This window comes from Psychrobacillus sp. MER TA 171, from assembly GCF_023713305.1.
GTDB lineage: Bacteria > Bacillota > Bacilli > Bacillales_A > Planococcaceae > Psychrobacillus.
In genome coordinates this window covers 175,078-199,453 of the sequence record NZ_JAMAWN010000002.1, presented here as the reverse complement: position 1 = coordinate 199,453, position 24,376 = coordinate 175,078, and the positions used below count along the sequence as shown (strand labels likewise).

General features: G+C 38.2%; 21 protein-coding genes. 18 read left to right on the top strand and 3 right to left on the bottom strand.

The genetic code is table 11. The features are described 5' to 3' along the window. Positions 1-10 precede the first annotated feature (10 nt). The 8 genes from M3627_RS03105 (at position 11) to M3627_RS03070 (ending at position 9,000) form a co-directional block, all read left to right on the top strand. A complete protein-coding gene (locus M3627_RS03105; RefSeq protein WP_169358535.1) occupies positions 11-1,567 on the top strand; it encodes a glycoside hydrolase family 68 protein in 1,557 nt (518 codons plus the stop codon). Positions 1,568-1,689: 122 nt separating this feature from the next. Beyond that, entirely contained in the window at positions 1,690-3,612 is a 1,923-nt protein-coding gene (locus M3627_RS03100; protein WP_169358536.1) for a glycoside hydrolase family 68 protein, read from the top strand. A gap of 100 nt (positions 3,613-3,712) precedes the next feature. Then, a complete protein-coding gene (locus M3627_RS03095) occupies positions 3,713-3,862 on the top strand; it encodes a hypothetical protein (RefSeq protein WP_169358537.1) in 150 nt (49 codons plus the stop codon). A 186-nt stretch (positions 3,863-4,048) separates the two neighbouring features. Further along, entirely contained in the window at positions 4,049-5,317 is a 1,269-nt protein-coding gene (locus M3627_RS03090) for an ammonium transporter (RefSeq protein ID WP_169358538.1), read from the top strand. 65 nt (positions 5,318-5,382) lie between these two features. After that, on the top strand, positions 5,383-6,333 hold the full coding sequence (locus M3627_RS03085) for a DUF294 nucleotidyltransferase-like domain-containing protein (protein WP_169358539.1): 951 nt from the start codon (positions 5,383-5,385) through the stop codon (positions 6,331-6,333). Positions 6,334-6,349: 16 nt separating this feature from the next. Continuing rightward, a complete protein-coding gene (locus tag M3627_RS03080; protein ID WP_169358540.1) occupies positions 6,350-7,072 on the top strand; it encodes an exonuclease domain-containing protein in 723 nt (240 codons plus the stop codon). A 121-nt stretch (positions 7,073-7,193) separates the two neighbouring features. Next, positions 7,194-8,060 (top strand): alpha/beta fold hydrolase, encoded by an 867-nt coding sequence (locus tag M3627_RS03075; RefSeq protein WP_169358541.1) that lies wholly within the window; start codon positions 7,194-7,196, stop codon positions 8,058-8,060. Position 8,061: 1 nt separating this feature from the next. Beyond that, the gene (locus M3627_RS03070) at positions 8,062-9,000 is read left to right on the top strand and encodes a Gfo/Idh/MocA family protein (protein WP_251552927.1); all 939 of its coding nucleotides are present in this window, start codon (positions 8,062-8,064) and stop codon (positions 8,998-9,000) included. A 297-nt stretch (positions 9,001-9,297) separates the two neighbouring features. On the opposite strand, the gene M3627_RS03065 is transcribed toward M3627_RS03070, so the two are convergent. From M3627_RS03065 to M3627_RS03055, 3 genes are all read right to left on the bottom strand, one after another. Further along, positions 9,298-10,488, bottom strand: coding sequence for a M14 family metallopeptidase (locus M3627_RS03065; RefSeq protein ID WP_169358543.1), 1,191 nt, complete (start codon positions 10,486-10,488; stop codon positions 9,298-9,300). Positions 10,489-10,594: 106 nt separating this feature from the next. Beyond that, complete coding sequence (gene rraA, locus M3627_RS03060) at positions 10,595-11,077, bottom strand: ribonuclease E activity regulator RraA (RefSeq protein WP_169358544.1); 483 nt, start codon at positions 11,075-11,077, stop codon at positions 10,595-10,597. 134 nt (positions 11,078-11,211) lie between these two features. Next, the gene (locus tag M3627_RS03055) at positions 11,212-12,906 is read right to left on the bottom strand and encodes an Rqc2 family fibronectin-binding protein (protein ID WP_169358545.1); all 1,695 of its coding nucleotides are present in this window, start codon (positions 12,904-12,906) and stop codon (positions 11,212-11,214) included. Between the two features lie 379 nt (positions 12,907-13,285). Here M3627_RS03055 and gmk point away from each other — a divergent pair, with 379 nt between their 5' ends. The 10 genes from gmk (at position 13,286) to rsgA (ending at position 24,376) form a co-directional block, all read left to right on the top strand. Next, on the top strand, positions 13,286-13,906 hold the full coding sequence (gene gmk, locus M3627_RS03050) for a guanylate kinase (RefSeq protein WP_169358546.1): 621 nt from the start codon (positions 13,286-13,288) through the stop codon (positions 13,904-13,906). Between the two features lies 1 nt (position 13,907). Beyond that, the gene (gene rpoZ, locus M3627_RS03045; protein ID WP_169358547.1) at positions 13,908-14,132 is read left to right on the top strand and encodes a DNA-directed RNA polymerase subunit omega; all 225 of its coding nucleotides are present in this window, start codon (positions 13,908-13,910) and stop codon (positions 14,130-14,132) included. A 157-nt stretch (positions 14,133-14,289) separates the two neighbouring features. After that, positions 14,290-15,498 (top strand): bifunctional phosphopantothenoylcysteine decarboxylase/phosphopantothenate--cysteine ligase CoaBC, encoded by a 1,209-nt coding sequence (gene coaBC, locus M3627_RS03040; protein ID WP_169358548.1) that lies wholly within the window; start codon positions 14,290-14,292, stop codon positions 15,496-15,498. Beyond that, positions 15,495-17,906 (top strand): primosomal protein N', encoded by a 2,412-nt coding sequence (gene priA / locus M3627_RS03035; RefSeq protein WP_251552926.1) that lies wholly within the window; start codon positions 15,495-15,497, stop codon positions 17,904-17,906. Before coaBC ends, priA begins: the two co-directional genes overlap by 4 nt. A 25-nt stretch (positions 17,907-17,931) precedes the next feature. Then, positions 17,932-18,423 (top strand): peptide deformylase, encoded by a 492-nt coding sequence (def, locus tag M3627_RS03030; protein WP_251552925.1) that lies wholly within the window; start codon positions 17,932-17,934, stop codon positions 18,421-18,423. Beyond that, the gene (fmt, locus tag M3627_RS03025; RefSeq protein ID WP_169358551.1) at positions 18,420-19,361 is read left to right on the top strand and encodes a methionyl-tRNA formyltransferase; all 942 of its coding nucleotides are present in this window, start codon (positions 18,420-18,422) and stop codon (positions 19,359-19,361) included. Before def ends, fmt begins: the two co-directional genes overlap by 4 nt. Beyond that, positions 19,358-20,710 carry a 16S rRNA (cytosine(967)-C(5))-methyltransferase RsmB gene (rsmB, locus tag M3627_RS03020; protein ID WP_169358552.1) on the top strand — a complete coding sequence of 451 codons (1,353 nt, stop codon included), beginning with the start codon at positions 19,358-19,360 and terminating at the stop codon, positions 20,708-20,710. Before fmt ends, rsmB begins: the two co-directional genes overlap by 4 nt. A gap of 38 nt (positions 20,711-20,748) precedes the next feature. Further along, positions 20,749-21,486 carry a Stp1/IreP family PP2C-type Ser/Thr phosphatase gene (locus M3627_RS03015; protein WP_169358553.1) on the top strand — a complete coding sequence of 246 codons (738 nt, stop codon included), beginning with the start codon at positions 20,749-20,751 and terminating at the stop codon, positions 21,484-21,486. 2 nt (positions 21,487-21,488) lie between these two features. After that, entirely contained in the window at positions 21,489-23,483 is a 1,995-nt protein-coding gene (gene pknB / locus M3627_RS03010) for a Stk1 family PASTA domain-containing Ser/Thr kinase (protein ID WP_251552924.1), read from the top strand. A gap of 11 nt (positions 23,484-23,494) precedes the next feature. Continuing rightward, positions 23,495-24,376 carry a ribosome small subunit-dependent GTPase A gene (gene rsgA / locus M3627_RS03005; RefSeq protein WP_169358555.1) on the top strand — a complete coding sequence of 294 codons (882 nt, stop codon included), beginning with the start codon at positions 23,495-23,497 and terminating at the stop codon, positions 24,374-24,376.

Genomic DNA, 24,376 nt, shown 5'->3' with positions numbered 1-24,376 from the left:
TGTGTAAGTTATGACAAAAGAAAATGATGAAAAACATTTTAATAGACTTGGGGAACATGAACATCGCTCAAATAAAAATAGGTATAAACTAACTTCGCAACAATTTCCTGTTAGAAGCTCGAGAACAGAATCCGCAAATATAATGCCGAGTGCTTCTGTTAATCGGAACTCTCCTTCTGGAGCCACTGGAAATAACAATGTTCGTTATCGAACTTTTAATGGCAAACAAATTAGTCAGTTTTGTAACTATAACCCTAGAAGAGATTTCGGACGTTGCCTTGAATATAACCGCGACGCGATTCCATCTGTTTGGACAAGGAGCCAAGTAGAACAAATTCGAATTAATTCTACTAATGTTGCACCGCTAATTGAAGCCCCATTCCCTCGTATATCAGCCGATTTATGGATATGGGATATGTGGCCGTTAATAGAAAAAGACGGTTCAATCGCAGTGTTACCTGGTGGTTGGCGAGTGTTATTTGCTTTATCTGTCCCTCGTAGTGTTCTACCAGGAAAAAGACATGATGTTGCAAGAATCAGTTACTTTTATTCGAGAAACGGACTTGACTGGATCCAGGGAGGTTACGTATTCGAAGAAGGTACAGCTATAGGGTCTAGACAGTGGGCAGGCTCAGCAATGCTTGATGAAGATGGTCGTATTTATTACTTCTATACAGCTACTGGTAGAAGAGGAGAAGCTCAAATCACTTACGAGCAGCGAATTGCATTATCGAGCAGTGATTATATTTCTAACTTAGATGGTGTGCAATTAGTAAACTTTGCCCCTCATCAAGTAATCCTAGAACCAGACGGTATTCTCTACCAGACAGAAGAACAATCTAGTGGAGGAATAATTTATGCCTTCCGTGATCCCTTCTTCTTCAAAGACCCTGCGACAGGGTGTGAATATTTATTGTTTGAAGGAAATATAGCCGGTACGTCAGCAGATGTAGACTGTGGACCTGGAGTTCCAGCAGACGCTGCAGAATATACAGGCAATATAGGAATAGCATTACTTCGTAATAACAGCTTTTCCAGTTGGGAACTACTCCCTGCACTTTTAGAAGCAGGATGTACGAACCAACAAACAGAACGTCCTCACATTGTAGTAAGTGACGGACTATACTATCTGTTTACAGATACGCATGCTTCAACATTTGCTCCGGGGTTGGTTGGTCCAGACGGGTTGTATGGATTTGTAGCAGGTTCCCTACGTGGGAATTATATGCCGCTAAATGGAAGTGGACTTGTAGTGTCTAATCCTCCTTCCGAACCTTTCCAGGCATATTCCTGGCTCGTTTTACCCGATTTTTCAGTCTTGAGCTTTATAGATAATTTTGATTTGCAAGGTATTCCAATTGAAGAAGTTGGTTTTTTACCAGAACAATTTCAATTTGAACATTTTGGTGGGACATTAGCTCAAACATTACAGCTAGGTGTAAGTGGCAGAAATACGGAGATTATAGATGTTTATGAGTATGGACTAATGATGGTATCAGAAACAGAAAGTCCTAAATGCAGAGCATGTAATGATGATTATTCTTCTGAGAATCATCACAGACGTTAAGTAAGAAGAATTATAAATAACATTTGATTATATGAGTGGTAAATTTTTTAAATTAGATTAAATTAGATTTTCGTACAAACCATTCATTTGATTGAATTGAAAATAAGAAAAGGTGAAAATATATGTCAAAAAAAAGAGATATGGGTCAGAGAGTTCCAATCGCTGGGTCAGGTAATGAAATGCTATCTCCAATAACTGGAGGTTCATCTAATAGAAATTTCCCAAGTGCTGCAACTAATTCTGGAACTACTCAGTACAGATCATTTAACAACAATGATATTAAAAGATTTTGTGATTACAACCCACAAAGAGATTTTAAAAGATGCTTAAACCAAAGCATTGACGCAGTTCCTTCGGCTTGGACGAGGGCGCAAGCAGAGCAAATTAGAATTACTGCTTCTAATAGCGCTCCTGTTATACAAGAACCATTCCCACGAATTTCAGATGATTTGTGGATATGGGATATGTGGCCACTTCAAGAAAAAGATGGTTCTATAGCTGTACTTCCGGGTGGATGGAGAGTTCTGTTTGCCTTATCAGCACCTAGAAGCGTATTACCAGATAACAGACATGACGTAGCGAGAATCGCATACTTCTATTCTAGAGATGGCTTAAATTGGATACAAGGTGGACTAGTTTTTGAAGAGGGTACTGCATTTGGATCAAGACAATGGGCAGGATCTGCAATCATCGATGGAGGAAGAATCTATTACTTCTATACAGCCTCCGGTAGACGTGGTGAAGCTCAAGTAACTTTTGAACAACGCATTGCATTAACAAGCAGTAACTTTAGATCCAATTTAGATGGTGTCGAGCTAGTTAACTTCGCGCCACATGAAATAATTTTAGAGCCAGACGGAGTGCTTTATCAAACGCAAGAACAATCTGAATCGGGTGGAAGTAGTATTATTTACGCATTCCGTGATCCTTGGTTCTTTAAAGATCCAGCAACAGGCTGCGAGTATTTATTGTTTGAAGGTAATATCGCGGGAAACAACTTAGACATTGATTGTGGACCTGGAGTGCCAGAGGAAGCAAGGCTTTACACTGGAAATATTGGAATTGCCCTACTACGAAACAATGAGTACACTTCTTGGCAATTACTACCGGCTCTCTTAGAGGCGGGCTGTACAAATCAGCAGACGGAACGTCCACACCTTATTGTAAGGAACGGTTTATACTATTTATTTACAGATAGTCATAGATTTACGTTTGCTCCTGGTTTAACTAATGGACCTGGACCAGATGGTTTATATGGTTTTGTGGCAGGGTCATTAAGAGGAAATTATCAACCATTAAACTCTGGAGGCTTAGTTATAGCAAACCCAGTTTCTGAACCGAACCAGGCTTATTCTTGGTTAGTGTTACCGGATTTCTCTGTACTAAGCTTCATCGATACTTTCGATTTACAGGGAATAACGACAGATGAGCTTACTAATTTACCTGAATCTTTCCGAAGAGCACATTTTGGTGGAACTCTTGCGCCTACTCTTCAATTAAGAGTTTCAGGTAGAACAACAGAAATTGTAGCTGAATACGAGTACGGCTTGGTTATGGTATCTGAAACGGAAAGTCCGAAGTGTTGCCGAAATGGTGCAGAAAACGGTAATGGTGGAAACGAACACGATCATGATTGCCACTGTAAAGATCATGGTGATTATAATTGTAACCATCATCGTAATAGAGGCAAAGACAATTACGATTGTCAATGTAACCATCAACACGGGAAAGACAGAGATAATGAGGATTGCAACCATGATAGAAGTGATGAGTGTGATTATGATAATTACGATTCTAATGGGCAATGTTATAGATGTGGAAAAAAACATAGTAACCCGTCCTATCCAAGAAGTCATAAGTCTTGGAAGGAAGATAACCATTGGAAGGATTCCAAGCATAAACACAAGGATGACTGCGACTCAGTAGATGATTGTGCATGCAAGGACAAGAATCATCAGCATAATGATTATGATTGCATCAGCTTCCCTAAGCCAGATAGAAAAAGATTTTACAATGATCCCAACTGTGGATGTAGAAACAGGTAAAAAAATTAAATATAAAATTTAATCTTCAGTCCGGCTCCTTTATGGAGTCGGATTTTTTTATATGAGACATCTTTCTAAAACTAATAGATGGAGAGAAGGTATGAATTCTTGCATCATCTGCCCGATAGAAAATGGCCAAAGCGAACATAAGAGAATGGGATTGCTAGAAGACATCAAGCTGGTACAAGTTACTCTAAATACATGTAAGCTATTCATAATTCCAAAAAGTACAAAGTATGAAGAAATGTAGCTAACAAGCCTGTTATTGCCGATAAACACAATTATGTAATGAAAGTTAACATAAAATAAAATAAATTCAGAAAAATGTATTGACATTCAATTTGTATTAAGTAAAATAAGGATATAAATAAATGATGTTATGTTTCCTAACATTTAATGTTAAGGGATGTAACATAAAGAAATAGGAGGGGTCAAAATGGAAGATGTAATGTATTTGATGAACAGCTTATGGACCATGGTTGCTGCAATTTTAGTTATTTTTATGATTGGTGGATTTATACTTTTAGAGGCTGGTTCAACAAGAATGAAGAATGCTGGGCACGTTGCCGGTAAAACCATTTTTACTTTTGGGTTGGCATCATTAGTATTTTGGGCAGTAGGATATGGTTTTATATTTGGAGGGAATGCTAACTTCTTCGTAGGAATGACAGACTTCTTCTATGCTGGTGGAGGAGAGGATGGAGCAAGTGTTTCTCCTACCGTGTTTTTTGTTTTCCAATTAGCATTTGCTGGTATTGCAATAACGATTGCTCTTGGCGGGTTTGCCGAACGTGCTAAACTGTCTGCTTACGTAATTTTCACTATTCTTTTCGGCATAATCGTTTATCCAGTAATCGCTCATTGGGTGTGGGGAGGCGGTTGGTTAGCTGAACATGGAAAACAAGATTTTGCAGGGTCTACAGTAGTTCATTTAACTGGTGCAGCAGCAGCTCTAGCGGCAACGATGATACTAAAACCTAGAATAGGGAAATTTAACAAAGATGGTTCTTCTAATAACTTAGCGGGTCATAACCAAGTTTATACTGCATTAGGTGTACTGATTTTGTGGGTTGGTTGGTTTGGTTTTAACGCGGGTAGTACGGTTTCCGTTGATGCAGCATTCTTTGGGTATGTAGCATTAAATACTGCTTTAGCAGCAGGAGCAGGAGCGGTTGCGGCAACATTTATCTCCTGGGTAGCTTTAGGGAAATCAGATATTCCTACTATTTTAAATGGAGCATTAGCAGGTTTAGTTGCTATTACGGCATCGTGTGCATTTGTAGACGTATGGGCGTCAGTTGTGATTGGTTTAATAGCTGGGGTACTTGTATTTTATAGTGCACGATTCTTTGAAAAGAGAAAAATTGATGATCCAATTTATGCACTTTCTGTTCATGGAACTGCTGGTATTTGGGGTACTTTATCTACCGGCTTCTTTGCTACAACCGAGCTTGCGACGACAGGGAAACCTGGTTTGTTTTATGGTGGTGGCGTAGATCAGCTGTTAGTTCAATTAATGGGAGTTGCAGCTTGCGGAGCATTCGCTTTCGCCGTATCATATGCTATTCTGTTTATAATGAAGAAAGTCATGGGTGGTATCCGAGTGACAGAAGAAGAGGAAATAATGGGTCTGGATATGAGTGAGCACGGGAATTATGGCTATCCAGAACAAATGGTTTTAGAGGAAGCGAAAGGTACTAACTAAAACAAATAAATAAACGTCAAAAAGCCTCTGCTTCAGAGGCTTTTTGTATAAAAGGGAGTGTGGTCATGGAAACCTATGAATTCTTAAGAGAATGGAAGGACCAAAATATCATGTCCTATTTGAAAGATACCATCTCTCTCAATGATTTTCATGATCAAGTCATGCAACATGTGATGCATATTGCTAAAAGTAAACTAAAAGAGGAACCGCCCTGTAACTTCACATGGTTTATAACGGGCAGTGGAGGCAGAAGAGAGCAAGGCTTAATCAGTGATCAGGACCATGGAATTATATATGAAAAGTCGGACAAAGAATATGAGGAATATTTTAAAGTGCTGGGAGAGGAGCTAGCATTCGGGTTGCATGCTGTAGGGTATCCATATTGTCAAGGGAACGTTATGAGTTCTAACCCATTATGGTGCAAGTCTGCGGGGCACTGGAAAAGTCAGCTTGAGGAATGGATGAGAGAAGAAAGCTGGGAGGCTATTAGACATCTTCAGATTTTTTTTGATGCTCGTACTTTGTGTGGAGATCAATGCTATATTAATGAATTAAAACTTTTTATCTATCAATTTCAGCTAGGTCATTCTTCTTTATTAAGACGGTTTTCTGCCAATATTGAACATGTCAAAAATGTTATAGGACCAGTGGGGCAGATTTTAGTGGAGCAGCATGGTAAATATCAGGGATGTGTCAACTTGAAATATGCCGCCTTTTTGCCGTATGTAAATGCAGTGCGTCTATTATCCATAAAGGAAGGCATCTATGAGACTTCTACGTTAAGTAGGATTGTTCAATTAAAGCATTCAAGTAAATACGATAAAATGCTACAAAACTGTGAGAAAAATTTCTTGGATTTATTAAAGTATCGGATTTCTTTAATTCAAATAGAGAATTATACGGACACTCATTACTTAAGGATTCATAATTTGTCTAAGGAAGAGCGCAAGGAGATTAAGCGAATACTGAAGGATGGAAAAAGGCTTCATGAAGAAGTAATTGCTTTAACTAGTTAAAAAAAGGGTGTTGGCGATGGCATTTGAACCATTTATGCAAATATTAAGAGGGCTACAAGGAAAACGTAACAATGTTGGAATTGGTGATATTCAAAATGCTCAGCAAATGGCCTATTTACGTAACTTGGAAAAGGAAATGAATCAACAATATGTACTTGATGTTCCGCTTATGGATTTAAAGGTAGTAGTTTTTGACATCGAAACGACGGGGTTTTCTCCTGAAAAAGGAGATACCATTATTTCTCTAGGGGCAATTAAGATGCGAGGAGAGCAAATAATCGAGGATGATGTGTTTTATTCGCTCATCCACACGAATCAAAAAATACCTGATGCTATTGTTCAATTGACAGGAATTACAAATGAACAGGTAAGCAATGCCATGCCGCTTTCGGATGTATTCATCAAATTCCTTCAATTCAAACAAGATTGCACATTAGTAGCACATCATGCTACTCATGAACGAAATTTTATGGAGCACGCAAGTTCAACCTTGTTTCGTAAGCCTTTTAAGCATCGGATTGTAGATACTTCTTTCCTTTTAAAGGTGATAGAGCCTAATTTAAATTTTGTGACGCTGGAAGACATATGTGTTCATAACGAAATTCCTATTATTGGACGACATCATGCTCTAGGAGATGCCAAAATGACAGCTAAGCTATGGAGTATTTATGTTAAAAAAGCCAAAGAAATCGGCTGCGAAACGTTAAGTGACGTCTATCACCGTCTCGCCAGACTCTAAAAGTGTAGTGGTATAAAAATAAGCCTGACAGACTATTAACTGTCAGGCTTATTTTTATTATATGAGAAAAGGATATCTACATAGGTAAATCGAATATATAGTTGTGGGGGTGGATTGTTTAGTGGAAAATATACTATTATCGGATGGTTGTAATACGATTAATTACTATGAAGTCGGTGATCGACGAAATCCCTTAATTGTTTGTTTACATGGCCTAGCTGGAAATGCACCATATACATTTGATCAGCTTTCTATATTATTGGAGAAGGATTTTCATCTTATTATGATCGATCAACCTGGTCATGGTCTTACAAGTCCACTAAGGAAGGAAAGTGACTATTTATTCTCATCACTGGCTCAGTGGCTTCAAAAAATAATTAGACAAGTAACTGATAAGTCTTTTTATATACTGGGACATTCCTGGGGAGCTGATATTGCACTGCACTACAGTAAGGTTTTCCCGGAGAGTATATTAGGTGTAATATTGTTGGATGGAGGATATACCTTTCCTGTCAATCAACCAGAGATGACATTTGAAGTTGCACTTTCCGGTTGGAATACATATATGGATCAATCTACTTTAGTAGAATGGGAAACAGTTTTAAAAGAATATAAGGAATACACAAGCAAATGGGATAACCGAAAAGAAAAATATGTTCGAACGCTATTTTATGAGGAGAACAACCTTTTCACTTTAATTCCCTCTAAGTTTACAATTCTTTCTATTATTAAAGCCTTTTTCTCTGAGCCTTTCACAAGTGCCTACCCATACATTCGAGTGCCACTTTTACTTTTGCATGCAACTTTGCCGAGAACTCTTGATAATGCCCGAAGTCTAGGATTTAAGCAGCTAGAAGAGTCAATAAGTGAAGTGGCAATAATAGCTATGGAGAACGCCGGACATATGATTCAATGGGATCAGCCAGAACAAACAGCACTCGAAATTAAAAAATGGGTTATACAACAAAAAATGAAGAGGAGTTATTAGGATGACAAAGACTACTTTTGCACTAATCGGAACGGGGATAGTTGGAGAACGTATCATTAACCAAATAAAAACTAATCCTAATTGTGAAATTTTATCTGTTTTTGATGAAAATAAAAAAAGGCTGAGAGAAGTTGCTGAAAGGTATACGCTACCGGAAGCCTCAACGCTAGAAGAACTACTAGAAACAAAGCCTGATTGGATTTATATAGGAACACCCCCAGTTAGCCACGCACCGATTACAGAAAAGGCAACAGCCTATGGATTAAATATTCTTTCTGAAAAGCCACTAGCACACGATGCGCAAGATGGAGAAAGAATGGTTAAAGCCGTGACCAAGGCAAACGTACATACAGCAATGCATTTTCCTTTAATGTACAGTCCAGTTATACATAGTCTACAACAATCGATTTCAGATGGTTCGTTAGGGGATATCCTTAAAATTGAGCTACATACATACTTCCCTCATTGGCCTAGAAAGTGGCAACAAAATGCATGGATCGCATCTCGTGCGCAAGGTGGTTTTATAAGAGAGGTATTTCCACATTATTTACAACTCTTATATCGTTTATTTGGGAATTTCACGATAACAGCACATCATACGACATATCCTCAGGATGCAGAGCTTTGCGAACTTGGTGTCTCTGCCTTGGCAAAAACGGATAGTGATATTCCTATTGTTTTGAATGGCTTATCAGGGATAGGGCAGGAAGAACGACTAGAGTTTAAAGTATTTGGAACGAAAAAGGTTATCACGATTAGAAACTGGTCCGAGTTATGGGAAAGTGAATTGGATAAAGAGGCAGTACAAATCACTCCAACTACAGTGCCGGATGGATTAATTGAAGCATGTCATCAATGGAGGGGCGGTGAAAAGTCTACATTAGTTTCCTTTGAAGAGGGTTTGCAGGTACAGGGATGGATTGATGAATTATTAAAGTGATAGCAAAATTGCTATTTCTATGGAAGCAGATGCACATCCTCTAAGAAATAACAAAACTTGTACGTCTTTAATTATTATTGTTTCCACTCTAGTCGGATGCTACTGCTATTTACGATAAAGAGCTACTTTATTGTTTTAAGAGTTTAGGACGTAACTATTAAATTAAAAAACCGTGAAATCTGCAACAAGATTTCACGATTTTATTTCTTTGAAAAGACACTGATTTCTTGTAGTACGTCTCTCCATTACTACATGTTGTTTTAAGGAGAGTTATGTCCAATCCTCTTATGTTGCTCCTCACAAATACAATGCTGCAAGAAAAATGCCTAATGCATCTTCATAAATTTCATCAAATTGGGTTAGTGGTAGGGGGTTCGTACCAATGCCTAGCTCGATAGTAAAACCAGGCCTTCTCCAGTCTTGGATAAACCAGTCTTTATAGCCAGCATAGCTATTGGTAGTTTCTATTGGAATGTAGCCGCTCGCTTCACCGAATTGTATGGCTAGAACTTCATTTTCGGGAGGCTGAAGATTTTCAAATCCCCAGTAAATGACTTGACCCTGTGTATGAAAAGGGAGTACTCGAGCGAAATCTCTTCTTCTCGTTAAATCTGCCATTGCGATAGCTTCGGGCTGTGTTAATGGAGCTTCCCCGCCATAATCTCTTGGTCCTGGAGATTTAGGATTCCGATCTCTTTCTAGCTCCCATAACGCAGGAAATTGATCATTTAAATCTACACCGTTTATATTGGCCTTCCAACCTGAGAAGTTAGTACTTCCCTTATTCCATTCAATCACATTACTTCGATAAGGCTCGTCGGATGGTGGACCATTAATTACTAAATCCACTCCGTCTGGATTAACCATCGGCACTATGGAAAGAAAAGTTTGTTCGTACAAAGGTGTAGTTTGAATTCCTCTAATGGTGTTCCCATTAGTCAGTGAAAGTAAATAGTCATCTAAGAAGGTCATGATGATAGGAGTTGTAATCCATTCGTTGGCATGAAAGGAACCATCAAAATGGACTCGCTTGTTTCCATTCCCAACTACTATTTCCTGGAGGTCTTTGCCCATAACAGAGCTGCCAATAGAAGAAATTTTTAAAAATGGATACACGGTTTGAAGGCGTCGAATATCAATGACTAAGGAATTGTAATCATAATTTCTTTTACCGGTGACTACTCTCCAAGTAATTCGCAAAGGGATTTTAATCGTTTGTCCGACTTGTAATGAGGTTGGGGTAATATTGGGGTTAGCTAAAAGAATGCCCTCTACTGATATTTTTCTACTCTGTGCAATAGCCCAAAGTGATTCTCCTCTTCTAATTTGATAAGCTAATCCTACATACCCTGGTATTTGAATTTGTTGTCCAATGAAAAGGTTTTGGGGGGATATATTCTGGTTGGAATCGAGAATTAGTTGTAGGGGAATATCAAACAACTGACTAAAGTAATAGAGGGAATCTCCTTGTCTTACAAATACATCCATGCACTTCCTCCACTTCTTTCGGTTCATCTTAAAATTATATGTAAAAGAAAAGGAAAGATATGACTTCAAAAGAAAAACGTGCGAAATTTATTTCGCACGCAAACCTTTAGTCTACCAATTTTCTTTTTGCTATTACTATTCCGTCTTCGTCTGCATATAAATAATCTCCTGGATGCCAATCGATGCCTAAGAAAAACAGTGGTATATCCACTTCACCTGTTCCTTCTTTTTTACTTTTTAAAGGATTACTTCCGAGGGCTAGAATGGCTATGTTAAGCCCAGCTAGTTCCTTTGAATCTCTCACGCATCCATTAATCACGATCCCGGAAAGGTTTCTACTTTCGGCTATTCCAGCTAAACGGTCTCCCATTAGGGCGCACTTTTTAGATCCTCCACCGTCCACGACTAGAACGCTTCCCACTGGAATGTCTTCTAATGCTTGATTTATTAAAATATTATCTTCAAAAACTTTAACAGTACAAATGGGACCAGAAAAGCTAGTTTTTTTACCGTAGGATTTAAATTCAGAACCTAGGACTTGGATCTCGCCTGAATATTCATCACATAAATCTGCTGTGCTAAATGTCATTCATATAACCTCCTGGTTTTAAAAAATATATTTCTACCAATTTACTACTTATTTGAAATATTTGCAAAAATTTAAAAGGAATAGTTTTCAAGACAAAAAAGCGACTGATAGAGTTATCCTACCAGTCACTTTGTTTATTTTTTCATATGTCTAATTTTTTCTTCATCTGGTGTAACGAACAAAGTAGTTTGTTCGAAGTAAATGACAAAGCCAGGCTTCGATCCATTTGGTTTTTTCACTTGTTTGACTACTGTATAGTCAACCGGCACCGAAGAAGATTCACGGGCTTTACTAAAATAAGCTGCCAGGTTTGCTGCTTCTGATAGGGCTGTTTCAGATGGGTTATCTGAATGTATAACAACATGAGAACCAGGTATATCCTTCGTATGCAGCCAAGTATCCGTTTTCTTTGCTAGCTTAAATGTCACATAATCATTTTGCTTGTTGTTCTTACCAACTGAAATTTCTGTGCCGTCAGAGGCAATATACTTTTCAGGTGTTGGTTTTACAGGCTTTTTCTTCTTTTTCGAAGCGCGCATTTTCAGCAAGCCTTGCTCCATTAACTCTTCTCGAATCTCCTCGATGTCAGTAGGAGATGCCTGCATAACTTGTTGTTGCAATAGCTCAAAATAAGCGATGTCATCTTGGGTTATTTCTAGCTGCTGTTCAATCTTTAATAAGGCAGTTTTTGCTTTTGTATAGCGGTTGTAGTAACTTTGAGCGTTTTGGGTAGCTGTCTTTCTATCATTTAATGGAATGACAACCGTTTTTTCATTTTCATCATAATAGTTAACTAATTCCACTTCTGACAAACCTTTATCAATTGCGTAAGCATTTGCCATTAGCAATTCTCCGTACAATTGGAATGTATCTAGCTTTTCAGCCTGTTCGAAATCCTTTTTCAATTTCTTCATTTTTAACTTTAGCTTATTTAGTTCATTTTGTAGCCATCGTTCTAAATCGCCAGCTTGCTGCTTCACTCGATCACGTTCAGCTTTGGCAAAATAAACACGGTCTAACAAGCTGCCTAAATTTTGTTCGTCAAACTTAGTGCCATCTAAATGATTTAAAGCATTAGGTGAATAATAAGTTTTACCGTTTATCTCTACGATTTGCTTTGAGGTACCACCTTGCATAAATTCACTTATATAGGATTTATAAACATCCAGCTTTTCAGTAGTATTAGTAATTTCGTTCATGCGATATATCAATTCCTTCGCATGAAGTGGAGAAAACCCTGAAATCTTCTCTACTATTTCTTTAGGGTCGGATGCATTCAAAATCACATTTGTTAAATCCTCGGAATATACTAGTGGGTTCAGCTTGTTCTGTGTAGGTGGTGCAATATAGGGCTGACCAGGCAAAATGGTTCGATAGCTATTCATCGAAGGAGATAAGTGTTTAATGCTTTCTAGGATCAAGTTTCTGCTAGGGTCTACTAATAACAGGTTACTATGACGGCCCATTATTTCCATATGGACCTCGCGGGTAATATCGTCCCCGATTTCATTTTTGCTTAGTACTTCTAGTATAATAATTCGATCCGTTTCATGTTGGCGAACCTCAGTAATGATTCCGCCCTCTAGATGCTTGCGAAGTACCATACAAAACAGTGGTGGAGTAGCTGGGTTATCGATTGATTCATGAGTAAGTTGTATTCGAGAATAAGAAGGATGTACAGAAAACAATAGTTTAAAGTTTTTCCCTTGAGCTCGTATTTGCATAAGTATTTCTTGTGCATTTGGTTGGTGTATTTTAGAAATACGACCTGTTACAATTTGTTGTAATTCAGTTTTCATCGAAATGGTAAATAATCCATCAAAAGCCATAATAATTCCTCTTTCAAAACAGTTTTTTATATTCATTTAAAATTGATTAAACTATGTTAGTTTGGTAAAAATGCAGAGAATATGATTTTTTTACAATTGGAATAAGAAGAGTGGACTAAAAAACTACCTGCATAGGCGAGTTTATCCTCTCACCGATTAGTCTCTCTATCATGAGAACTCAATTATAGCTTAAACTTGTATATCTTTAAGCAAAACTATCTCAAATGTTAAAATCTAAAAATTGTTAATATAGCTAAAGTAATAAACAAGTCCTTGCTTTTCTTTTAATCTTATCATTTTATAGAGGACTTGTGTTATAATCAGTAAAGTATGTATTAAAGTTAGTATTCGGAGATAGCATGTAATTGAAGGAGAAGTTATGCGAAGAGAAAAAGGGATATTAATCGTTTTATCAGGTCCATCCGGAGTGGGTAAAGGAACTGTAAGAAAAGAGTTGTTCTCTGAACCGGGAACGAACTATGAGTACTCCATATCCATGACTACAAGGCTCCCACGCGAGGGTGAAGTAGATGGTGTGGATTATTTCTTTAAAAAGAAGGAAGAGTTTGAAGCCTTGATCGAGCAAGGTAAATTGTTAGAGTATGCATCTTATGTAGGAAACTACTACGGTACTCCAATTGACTATGTGAATGAAACGTTAGACTCCGGTCGAGACGTTTTTTTAGAAATTGAAGTTCAAGGAGCTGCTTTAGTACGCGAAAAAGCTCCAAATGCCTTATTTATTTTCCTTGCGCCTCCTAGTTTAAGCGAGCTCGAGCAACGATTGATAGGTAGAGGGACGGAGACAGAGGATGTCATCAATTCCCGTATACTAGCTGCTAGGCAGGAACTAGAAATGATGCACTTATATGATTATGTTGTAGAAAATGATGAAGTTACAAAAGCTTGCGCAAAGATTAATGCAATTGTAGCAGCGGAGCATTGCCGCCGTGAACGTGTGGAAAAAAGATATTTAGCCATGTTGGAAGGGGAATTTTAAAATGTTATATCCATCAGTAGATTCATTAAAAAACCAAATCGATTCAAAGTATTCATTAGTAAGCGTTGCTTCTAAAAGAGCACGCCAGTTACAAGAAGAAGGCGGAGAGCGCCTAGGTATTTACGTTTCAGCGAAGCAAGTTGGTAAAGCACTTGAGGAAGTAGCTGCTGGAGAGCTTAAAATCGAATCCACTAACGAAAATGCTGTATACGAGGATGAAGTATAAGTAACTCTATTTAGCTTGCGTTAGACATCAGCTAAAATAGTTAAATGCCTCAACGGATACCTTAGGAGTAAACGCCAAGGCGAATCGGATGAAAAGACACCTCCCAAAGAATGTATCTGTTCTTTGGGAGGTTGTTGTTTAGAGAGGGGATTAATAAATGATAACTTCTAAGAAAATTCTTGTTTGTGTGACAGGCGGGATTGCAGTTTATAAAGCAGTTGCGCTAGTAAGTAAGCTAACGCAGGCTGGCGCAGAAGTGAAGGTAATGATGACACCATCCGCTATGGAATTTGTGACACCATTAAGTTTTCAAGCGATGTCAAGAAATGATGTATACTATGACACGTTTGATGAAAAAAATTCGCAGGTTATTGCACACATAGATTTAGCAGATTGGGCGGATTTGGTGCTCGTTGCTCCTGCAACAGCTAATACTATTGCCAAGCTTGCTAATGGGATAGCGGATAATATGGTTACCACTACTCTTTTAGCAACAACGGCAGATGTCTGGATTGCGCCTGCTATGAATGTACATATGTACGACCATCCAGCAGTAAAACGAAATATTGAACAGCTTTCAAAAGACGGATATTCATTTATCGAGCCATCTGAAGGCTTTTTAGCATGTGGTTATGTTGGAAAGGGAAGATTGGAAGAACCAGAAAAAATTGTACAGTTAGTCGAAACACATTTTTCTCCGAAAGACTTACCTCTAAAAGGGAAAAAGGTAGTCGTAACTGCAGGTCCTACAAGAGAAAAGCTAGATCCTGTTCGATTTTTAACTAATTTTTCAAGCGGTAAAATGGGATATGCTATGGCAGAGGCTGCTTCTAAGTTAGGAGCAGAGACTATTCTCATTTCAGGTCCAGTTGCAATAGATGCTCCTCAAAATGTAAAGCTTGTAAACGTCGAGAGCACAGAGGATATGTTTCTTGCAGTCCTTGATCATTTTGAAACAGCCTCTATAGTAGTGAAAACAGCAGCAGTAGCTGATTATAAGGCGAAAGAAATACACCCTCAAAAGATGAAGAAAAAAGAGGGGGAAGTTACAATCGCTTTGGAAAAAACTACGGACATATTATCAGAGTTGGGAAAACGTAAAAAAAGTCAAATATTAGTTGGCTTTGCAGCTGAAACTAATGATGTGGTGCATTATGCTAAAGGTAAGTTAAAAAAGAAAAATGCAGATTATATAATAGCTAATGATGTGACAGAAGAGGGTTCTGGTTTTGGGACAGAAACGAATGCCGTAACTCTTGTTGGAAAGAATGATATCGATATTCACTTTCCACAAACCAGTAAGAAGGAGCTAGCCCTTCAGTTATTTCGCATGATAATCGAGCTAGAGAAAGATGAAACTCTATGATTGTAGAGGTTATTGTTGATGTAGCCGCATATCCGATTGACCGCCCGTTTGATTATGTAGTACCTGAACATTTGGAAGATTTAGTAGAACGAGGTAGCCGGGTTCATGTTCCTTTCGGTAATCGAAAAGTGCAAGGGTTTATTACCAATATCAAAGGAGAAACAGATACAGATCGAACAAAACTTAAGGAAGTTCTATCGATTATAGATGTTGAGCCGGTTATTACGGAAGAATTGCTAGAGTTGTCTAAATGGATGACAAAGAAAACTCTCTGCTATGAAATTGACGCTCTTCAAGTAATGCTTCCAGCTGCCTTACGAGCATCCTATAAAAAAAATATTAAGATAGTTGACTCTACCCAATTAGAAGAAGAGATTCTAGCGCTTTTTGGAAAGAAAGAAGTTCTTCCTTATGAAGCTTTTGAAAAAGCAGGAATGCTACGTGTGATGAAAAGGCATTTAACAGAAGGTAGTCTATTGCTCGAAAATATTATTAAGCAGCAAACAAGAGTTAAAACAGTTACTAAATATACGCTAGTTGAAGATAAAGAATTTATAATAGATCAACTAAATAAACTCACCAAACAAGCAGTAAAACAAAAAGAATTGATTGAGTGGCTTCTAGCACAAGAACAAAACTCTTTCACTATGCAAGAAATAATTCAGACTGCCGCTGTTAGTAATGCTACTGTTCATGCACTTATTAATAAAAAGATATTAGTGAAAGAGCAAGAAGAGGTGTATCGGGAGGTTACTTCACTTGACTATCAAGATCGTGATAACCGAGTACAGCTAACTAATGAACAGACGGCCGCATTATCTAAAATTACAAATGCTCAAAATAATAGAGAAAACACTACCTTTTTATTGCACGGTATAACGGGCAGCGGTAAAACAGAAATCTATCTTCATGCAATAGAAAAATCTATAGCAGAAGGAAAACAAGCAATAATGCTGGTACCTGAGATTTCATTGACACCCCAAATGACACGACGTTTCAAGCTGCGCTTCGGGGACCAGGTGGCAGTAATGCATAGTGGCCTATCAACCGGCGAGAAGTTTGATGAGTGGCGTAAAATTTGGCGTGGTGAAGTAATGGTTGTTGTTGGAGCTAGATCAGCAGTATTTGCTCCATTTAAGGATTTAGGTGTCATTATTTTAGATGAGGAACATGAGTCCTCCTATAAGCAAGAGGATACACCGCGCTACCATGCCAGAGATGTTGCAATTTGGAGAAGTGAGTATCATAAATGCCCGGTTATTTTAGGCAGTGCCACCCCCTCATTAGAATCCTATGCACGTGCATCAAAAGGGGTATACACTTTACTAACTTTAACAATGAGGGCAAAAGAGCAAGCTTTACCAACCGTCAATATAGTGGATATGCGTGCAGAGCTAAAAAGTGGGAACCGTTCTATGTTTAGTGTTCCTTTAGCAGATGCCATTCGAGAAAAACTAGAAAAGAAAGAACAAATTGTCCTCTTTTTAAATAAGAGAGGTTTCTCTTCTTTTGTTCTTTGTAGAGATTGTGGAACAGTTGTAGAATGCGACCAGTGTGATATTTCTTTAACGTATCACCGAGAAGGCGAACGATTAAAATGTCATTATTGCGGACATGAGGAGCCAGTGCCTCATCAGTGTCCGGAATGTCAGAGTGAACATATCCGTTTTTTTGGCACAGGTACGCAAAAGGTAGAAGAGGAAATTACTAAATTATTTCCTTATGCCAGAGTTTTACGAATGGATGTTGATACTACTAGAACTAAGGGATCGCATGAACGCATTCTGAAACAGTTTGGAGATGGCGAGGCAGACATTCTATTAGGAACACAGATGATAGCAAAAGGACTGGACTTTCCTAATATTACACTGGTAGGTGTCTTGAATGCCGATACTACTCTCCACCTTGCGGATTTTAGAGCTGCTGAAAAAACATTTCAGCTAATGACACAGGTAAGTGGTCGAGCAGGAAGACACGATAAGGAAGGTATTGTATTCATCCAAACGTATACCCCTGAGCACTATGCGATAGAGTACTCTAAGGACCAACTGTACGAGCCCTTCTATCATAATGAAATGATTATGCGTAAGCAATATGAATATCCACCATTCTATTACGTGACATTAGTGCAAGTTACGCATGAAAATGTTCTTCTTGCAGCAGAATATGCGAAGCTTGCTACCGATTGGTTACGAGGTAATCTATCGAGCTCGAGTATGGTAATAGGGCCGACTGCAAGCGCAATTAGCAAGATACAAAATAGATATCGCTACCAATGTTTGATAAAATACAAACAAGAACCACTATTAATAGAAAAACTACAGCAACTGATTAAAATTTACCGTACGGAGTGGATAAAAAAAGGGGTTATACTTACAGTAGACTTAGATCCCTCCACAATTTTATAGGCTGTTTGAAAAGAGGAATTTAGAAATGGCAATTCGATCAATCGTTACACACCCTAATGAATTATTAACCCAAAAATGTAAAGAAGTTCATGCATTTGATGAGAAACTCGGTAAGCTACTAGACGATATGTATGACACAATGATTGCTTCAGATGGTATCGGTCTTGCTGCGCCCCAGGTTGGAGAAGCCATCCAAGTGGCGATTGTAGACTTAGGAGAAGGTCAAGAGGTAATTGAAATGATTAATCCCGAAGTAGTCGAAATAGGTGGATTAGAAGTGGAAGTGGAAGGATGCCTAAGTTTTCCTGACATTTATGGAGAGGTTGAGCGTCCATTTTATGTGAAGGTAGAGGCTCAAGATCGTGATGGCTCTTTATATGAGTTAGAGGCAGAGGACTACGAAGCAAGAGCAATTTTACATGAAATTGATCATTTACACGGTATTTTATTTACCTCTAAAATAATTCGTTATGTTGATATGGAAGAGTTGGAGAATGAACAGGAGGATGAGCTATGACTTCTATCGTATTCATGGGCACACCTGCTTTCTCAGCACCAATCTTACGCATGCTAGTTGAGGAAGGCTACGAGATTAGTGCTGTTGTGACTCAGCCTGATCGACCAGTAGGTAGAAAAAAAGTGTTAACTCCTCCTCCGGTAAAGGAAGAGGCTTTAGAGCTTGGATTACCAATCATTCAGCCAAACAAGCTAAAGGGATCTGAGGAACTCAATCAAATCCTTAACCTGGCGCCAGATTTGATTGTCACTGCTGCCTTTGGTCAAATTTTACCGAAAGAATTACTAGAAGCACCTAAATACGGTTGTATCAATGTGCATGCATCCTTACTTCCAGCCTATCGTGGAGGAGCCCCAATACACCAAGCAATTATAGATGGACAAGAAAAAACAGGTGTCACTATTATGTATATGGAGGAAAAACTCGATGCAGGGGATATCATTTCTCAGCGTGAAATTCCTATTACACATCTAGATGATACTGGAATTCTGTTTAACAAACTAAGTGAAGTAGGAACTCTCCTTTTAAAGGAAACATTGCCATTAATCATTACGGGCAGAAATGAACGAATTGTCCAAGATGAGTCTCTAGTTACCTATGCAAGAAATATTTCACGCGAACAGGAAAGAGTAGATTGGACTAAGTCTGCAATAGAAATTCACAATCAAATCCGTGGTCTTCATCCGTGGCCTGTAGCATATACCACATTAGATGGACAAACAGTGAAGCTTTGGAAAGCAGATACGATTGATACAGATACAATGGAATTACCAGGGACAGTCGTAAAAATTGAAACAGATTATTTTGTTGTTCAAACTGGTTTGGGAGAAGCTATCCGAATTGATGAGATACAGCCGGCTGGGAAGAAAAAAATGTCTGCAAATGACTATTTGCGAGGCGTAGGTTCTAAATTGCGAATAGGAGACAAATTTGAATGACAAAAAAGAATGAAAAAATATGGACAGGTAATGTAAGAGATGCAGCATTAACTATACTAATGGCTGTTGAAAAACAACAAGCTTATAGTAACTTGTTGCTACATCAAACAATTGAAAAGTATGACATTGAACCAAAAGATCGAGCATTATTAACCGAGTTAACTTATGGAACGCTTCAACATAAAATGACATTAGATTACTACCTTCAGCCCTTTATAAAAGGTAAGCTGGATGACTGGGTTAGACAACTTCTTCGATTGTCCTTATATCAAATACACTATTTATCGAGAATTCCAGACCATGCAGCTGTAAATGAAGCGGTTAACATTGCTAAGCGAAGAGGACATAAGGGAATTTCCGGTGTAATTAATGGTATTTTACGCTCGATCCTTCGAGAAGGCGTCCGTTCCACGGAAGAGATTCAAGACAAGGTAGAGAGACTTTCTATCGAGACTAGTCACCCAATGTGGATGGTGAAACGATTTATTTCCGAATATGGTTTTGAAACAACTGAGCAAATGCTTAAAGAAAATAACGAGCCTCCTGTGACTACTTTACGTGTTAATTTATTCAAGCGAACAGTAGAACAAGTTATGCATTTAATGACTCAAGAAGGATATGTCGTGGCAAAGAGCGAAGTTATTCCAGAGTGTATTTATTTGTTCAATGGCCAAGCAGCTAAAACGACAGCTTTTCAAAAAGGTTTTGTTACCATTCAAGACGAAAGCTCTATGATCCCGGCCTATGCTCTTCAAGCAGAACCAGGAATGACCGTATTAGACATGTGCTCTGCACCAGGCGGAAAAACGACACATATAGCTGAAAAAATGAAAAATACTGGAAAGCTTGTAGCGATGGATATTCACCAGCATAAATTGAAATTAGTAAAAGAAAATGCTGAAAGACTAGGCTTTAGTTTTATTGAAACAGTTGAAAAAGATGCACGCCAAGCGTCAGAGTTATTTCCAGAGCAAACGTTTGACCGTATTTTAGTTGATGCTCCTTGTAGTGGTCTAGGGGTCATGAAAAGAAAGCCTGACATTAAATATACGAAAAGTGAAAAGGATTTCGATTCACTGAAGCCGATACAACTAAAACTATTAGACGAAGCATATACACTTTTAAAGCCAAATGGTTTAATAGTTTATAGTACGTGTACAGTGGACCGTGAGGAAAATGAAGGTACGGCCAAGTTATTTATGGAAAAACATCCAGATATGGAACTAAAAAGTTTTCCAGACGTTGTAAAGAATATAAAGCAACAAGAAGAGGATGGTATGTTACAGCTGTTTCCTCAAGACCTGAGAAGTGATGGATTTTTTGTGGCAGTTTTTCAAAAAAAGAGCTGATTGCAACGGGCTCTATCTATGAAGAGGTGAAGGGATAAATGAGGTTCGTTGTTAAAACTGATGTAGGCTTGAAAAGAACCATTAATGAGGATCGTGTAGGTGTATTTAAACGTGAGGATGGTCGTATTTTAGCTGTTGTAGCGGACGGAATGGGTGGTCATAATGCTGGAGATGTAGCTAGTGAGATGGCTATTACTGAGTTCGAAAAGTATTTTCATGCTTACAATCCTTCTGTTGTTCCAGCAAAAGATTGGTTAATGTACACGTTTCAAACCATTAACCAACTAATCGCCCAACATTCATCCTCTAATACAGGGTGTGAGGGTATGGGAACAACTTTAATTGCAGGTTTGTTTGAAAACAGCAAAGGGATTATAGCTCATATTGGGGACAGTCGCGTTTATCAAATTACACAAAACTTGGTTCGGCAAATTACAAGAGACCATTCTTTTGTAAATGTCTTACTCGACTCTGGGGAGATAAATGAAGAACAAGCAAAAACACACCCTATGAAGAATGCAATTATGAAAGCAGTCGGAACCGAACGAACTATTCACCCTGATTTTTTTGAAGTAGAATTTGCAGCGAATTCATATTTTCTTTTTTGCACAGATGGTTTAAGTAACAAAATAAGTGAATCCTATATACAGCACTTGCTATACTCAAAGAAATCTCTTTACGAAATGGGAGATGAATTAGTAGAGGAAGCTAATAAGTCAGGCGGAGAAGATAATATATCCCTGATCTTGTTAACGAATAAGGATGAGGAGGTGTAAGGATGTTAATCGGCAAAAGAATTAGTGGCAGGTATAAGTTGCTAGAGATGATTGGTGGAGGCGGCATGTCCAACGTATATTTGGGACATGATATGATCTTAGACAGAGACGTCGCAATTAAGGTTTTGCGATATGATTTTTCTAATGAAGAAGAACTGCGTCGTCGCTTTCAGCGAGAAGCACTTTCTGCCACAAGCCTTACTCACCCTAATATAGTTAATATCTACGACGTAGGAGAAGATGAAGATATTCACTATATAGTTATGGAACATGTTAAAGGTGAAACATTAAAACAATACATACAGCATAATGCCCCGGTTTCGCCCGTTAAAACAATTACGATTATGAAGCAGCTAACTTCGGCTATTTCTAATGCACACAATAATCATATTATTCATCGGGATATAAAACCGCAAAATATTTTATTGGATGAGCAAGAAAACGTGAAAATAACTGATTTCGGCATAGCGATGGCTTTAAGTGCGACTTCCTATACACAAACTAACTCCGTTTTAGGAACCGTGCATTATTTGTCTCCAGAACAAGCCCGTGGTGGTACTGCTACTAGAGAATCGGATATTTATGCGCTAGGAATTGTGTTGTTTGAGTTATTAACTGGACAGCTTCCTTTTTCAGGAGAGTCAGCTGTATCCATTGCATTGAAGCATTTACAGGCGGAAACTCCATCGGTTAGAGCTATCAATCCAGTCATACCACAAAGCCTAGAAAATGTTGTCCTAAAGGCAACTGCAAAAGATCCTAGAAACAGGTACCGTTCTGCAGAGGAAATGGAAAGAGACTTATCAACTGCCATGTCACCAGAAAGGTCCAATGAACCAAAATTTGTTGTTCCTGTAGACGATGGAGCTACGAAGGTTCTTCCGGTTATTAAAGAGCCTGTTTCTTTTGAAGATGTTGCAGAAACTAAAAAATTACAAACAGAGGATAAGCCTCCTGAACAAACAAAACCAAAGAAGAAAAGAAGTAAATGGAAAATAATGGCAGGTGTAATAGCTGGCCTGATCTTGCTAGCGTTAATCATAATCATAGCTTTCCCTGGGTTGTTTAAACCGGATAAGATAGAAGTTCCTCCTGTAGCTGGATTAGCTGTCGAGGATGCTATAAAGCTACTTGAGTCAGAAGGCTTTATCATTGGAGAACAAATTTTAGAATTTGATGATGAGGTCGAAAAAGATCATGTCATAGGTACAACACCAGAAGAAGGTAAAATGCGTGACGTAGAAACTGAGGTAGATATAATTGTATCCCAAGGGAAGGAAACTTCTGTAATGGGTGACTACGAAAATCAGGATATCACCCAGGTTATAGCTTTGCTTGAAAAACAAGGCTATAAAATTGAGGAAGATAAAATATACTCTTCTGCAACAGCGGGTACCATTTTAAAGCAGGAGCCTGAAGCTGGACAAGAAATTATTCCTGAAGAAACCGTTGTCCGTTTTCAAGTAAGTATTGGACCAGAAATGATTACTTTGAGAGACTTAAGGGAATACAATGAAAAGAATTTAAACGAATATGCAACAAACTCGGGATTAAAGATCGTTAAAACAAAAGAAGTGAACCACGATACAATTCCAAAAGGAGCAGTTGTAGAACAATCTCCGGGGCCAAACCAGAAACTCGCAAAGGGAAGTACGGTTGAGGTAGTGATTTCTTCTGGACCAAAAGCTAAGCCAACTAAGACGTATGTAAGAATTGTGCCAATACCTTATTTGGAGCAAGAGCCTGATAGTGAATGGGAAGAAGGAGAAGATGAGGAAAATCCTGAGAAGGAAGTTGTTCCTCAAATAATTCAAATTTATATTCAAGACAAAACGCATAAATTTACTGACCCTCCAGTTGAAGAGTTTGAAATTACATCGGCAGTAGAGAAAAAGATTTCACTAGAAATTGTGGAAGGCGAGGCTGGCGGATATCTTATTAAAAGAAATCAAGAGGTACTCGAACAGAAAACAATAAAATATGAAGATATAGATTAGGGAGGCATAGAATGCCAAATGGTCAAATAAGAAAAGCACTTAGTGGTTTCTATTATGTATATGATAATGGTAAAGTGATTCAATGTAGAGGGAGAGGGGTCTTTAGAAATAGAGGCGAATCTCCTCTAGTTGGTGATTTTGTTGACTATACAGTCGAGGGAGAGAACGATGGTACTATAACTGTCATCCACGAAAGAAAAAATAACTTGGTTCGTCCACCGATATCGAATATTGATCAGGCCATTTTAGTTTTTTCTATTAAAGAACCAGACTTCAATACGATATTATTAGACCGTTTTCTAGTAGTGCTAGAATCCTTTTACATTGAGCCAATCATATGCTTGACGAAAAGTGATTTGATGGATACTAAGATGGAACAAACAATGAAGGATTATATCAATGATTATGAAAATATTGGTTATGAAATATTAATGACCTACAAGGATGATCCAGATTTTAACGATAAAATAACCCCTATTTTAAAAGGGAAAACTACTGTACTAGCAGGACAATCAGGGGTAGGGAAATCTACTTTATTAAATACAATTCTCCCTTCCTTAGATTTAAAAACAGGAGTCATATCGGATGCTTTAGGACGTGGGAAGCATACAACCAGACATGTAGAACTAATCGAGGTTTGTGATGGGCTTCTAGCTGATACCCCTGGTTTTAGTTCTTTTGAATTTGATTTAATGGAAAAAGAAGAGCTCTCTAGTTGCTTTCCTGACTTTGTAAAACGACAGGACGAATGTAAGTACCGTGGGTGCCTACATGTTAATGAGCCAAAATGCGCTGTAAAAAAAGCAGTAGAGCTTGGAGAAATTAAAGAATACCGATACAAACATTATTTACAATTTTATGAAGAAATAGTAGATAGAAAGCCGAGGTACTAA